Origin of the sequence: Sulfitobacter sp. UBA4523 (assembly GCF_002388305.1) — a bacterium.
Lineage (GTDB): Bacteria > Pseudomonadota > Alphaproteobacteria > Rhodobacterales > Rhodobacteraceae > Sulfitobacter > Sulfitobacter pontiacus.
Genome location: NZ_DGMH01000047.1, coordinates 34,134 through 36,722, shown reverse-complemented (window position 1 = coordinate 36,722; position 2,589 = coordinate 34,134). Strand labels below are relative to the sequence as shown.

Below are 2,589 nucleotides of genomic sequence, written 5' to 3'. Positions count from 1 at the left end.
ACCCGCAACCCCTTTTTTCGGATTTTATCCTTTTCGTCAAAAAACCTTCACAAACGCCTGTTTTATTGACTTTCTGAGCGTCGGAAATTTGTAGCACCAAGTCCCCTCAGGGTATCTCTCTCCGCTTATACGGAGCTTTTCGTGCCTCGACCCAACCACAGGTAGGGCATTGCGGTGGAATCGCCGACTCGCGGGCCGGATTTTCGCGAATCCATATGGGGCGTTACAGCCGGTGCACGGTCACATCTGTGCCGCAGGCCTCTTGTGCGAGATCGACCACGTGCTGGTGGTGGGTGAGATAGATGGCCTGCCCGCGCTTTCCGACCCGTTGCATCAAGCGACAGGCCGCGCGGGTGCGGTCTTCGTCGAAGGTTTCAAACACATCATCACAGAAGAACGGCAGCACGGTTCCGGTCGACGCCATTTGTTCATAGGCCGCCGCGCGCAGGGCAAGGTAAAGCTGGAACCGCGTCCCTTTGGACATTGCGGCGGCTTCCTTAGACACCCCATCCTCTGCCCGCACAGCCATTAACACATCTCCCTGAGCGGCAGGCTGCGTGGTCAGTGTAGTGTATGCCCCTTGGGTCAGATCGCTGAATGCCTGCTCGGTCGCGGCCAGCATCGTGCTGCGGTGGGTGTCGCGATACCGGCGGATGGCATCCTCGGCCAAAGTATGGCCAAAGCGCCCCGTCAGATAGCGCAGCATCACTGCCTGCATCTGTTCCTCGACCGTGCGCTTTTGCGAGGTGAGCGCCGCAATATCGCCATCCCCCCCAACCGCATCCAGCGCCGCTTGCGCCCGAGCGCGCGCAGCAATCGCGCTGTCGAACTCTGCTTCAAGTCGCGACAGGTCTTCGCAGAGCTCGGCAAGCGCCACTTGCGCCTGTGCGAGGGGCGCGGCGCTGAGGCGTTCCTGCGCCTGGTCCCAACCATCAACCCCCAGGATCGAGAGCAGGCGGGTACGCAAATCCGCACTTTGCTGGCGCAGGGCAATTGCCTGTTGCGCGGTCGCCGTCGCCTGACGCAATTCATCGAGGGTAGAGGTGTCTATCCGGTCATCAAACGCACGGGCCAGAAGTTGGACCTGATCATCAAGCACGGCAATCTCGCGTAGCGCCTCAGCCGCGGCGTCCTCCGCCATGGCAAGGCGCGCGTCCAGATCGCTGCGACGCGCTTGGGCCTGACGGGCACGCTCCACCACGGTTTGCAAAGCGGCGTAGCGCGCCAAGGGCTGTTCCTGCGCGTCTGCCTCGCCATCCAGTACATCCAACTGTGCGATGAAACCGGCGCGATCCTGTTTGATGCCCGCAATCTGGCGCCGGACACCCGCCATGCGGGCGTCGACCTCTCGGATACTGCGCAGGCCGGTCAGCCCGTTCCACATATCTATGCCAGCCTGCAGCGCCGGAAGATGCGTCGCGACGGCACCGCGCCACTGGTCACGCGCCTCGGTCACGGCCGTGCGTGCCTTATCCGCTGCGGCTGCTCGGCGATCCCGCTCTGCCGTGGCCTGACGCACTGTGGCCTGTGCGAGCTTTTGCGCGTTCTGATGCTCGCGCGATGCCGAGATCTGGGTTTTGGCCATGAGCACGACGGTCCGCAAAGGCGCATCCCCTGCCCCCAACCGTGCCGCCAGATCGTCGCGCATCTGCTCTGCCGCGCGCAATAACTCTGTGTTGGCCTGTTCAGATGTCTTTAAGGTTTCGGCTGCAGTTTGCGCCGCCTCTGCGTCGCGCACCCATTCGACAAAATCCTCGGCGGAAAGGGTTTCGGGCAGGCCAAGTGCATCGAGGTGGGACCGCAGTTCACCCGTCACCTTATCAAAGGCCGCCTCGGTCTCGGTACGCTTATTCTGGGCCCTGTCATGATCCTGTCGCGCCTCGATCAACTGTCGTTCCGCCTGCCGCATTTCCGCCAGCGATTGGCTTTGCCCGGCGCGGAATGAGGTCTGCGCGTCATCCGCCCGCATGGCAGCCTCGAACGCAGAGGCAGAGGCCATGTCCAACACATCTTTATGCAGCGCCCATAACTCGTCTCGGGTTTGTCGCCCTTTGGCGGCGGCATCATCGCTGATCAAGTCTGGGGCCGACGCGGCCATCGCATGTTTTGTCTCGGCACCCGCCAGACGATCGGCTGCCGTGGTTTCCGCCTGCACGGCCGCACGCAGGGCAAGCAGCGCTTCCCCATGGGCCTGCATCAATTCCTGCGCGCGCCGGCTGCTGAGCGGAAGTGCCGGAACCGCGTCGAACGCCACATTTTGCCGCGCCAGCCCGCGCAAGGCAGTGGCCACCCCCTGACGATCCGCCGCGAGCCGGCGCAGCGCGTCATTATACCGACTGACCAGATCCTCCGCTTCGGCCTGCATGAACAGGCGTTCGACGTCTGCGTCGACGGCGGTCTCTTCTTCGGTATCGCGCAGGGCCCGTGCCGCGTCATCGTATTTGTCGCGCGCGACCTCTGCCTCCGCCTGAGTGGTTTGCAGATGCTTGCGCGCATCGTCCAGAGTGGCGCGCGCCTGTTCAAGCGCCGCAAGGGCGGGATCGCTTAAGATGAATTGCGCAAGCGCGCCATCGGCGGGCAACCCCAGAG

At 63.2% G+C, this 2,589-nt stretch carries 1 protein-coding gene; it reads right to left on the bottom strand.

The features are described from left to right. Positions 1-223: 223 nt before the first annotated feature. The coding region (locus tag B3849_RS10980) for an ATP-binding protein (RefSeq protein WP_286780134.1) at positions 224-2,589 on the bottom strand (2,366 nt) is incomplete at its 5' end.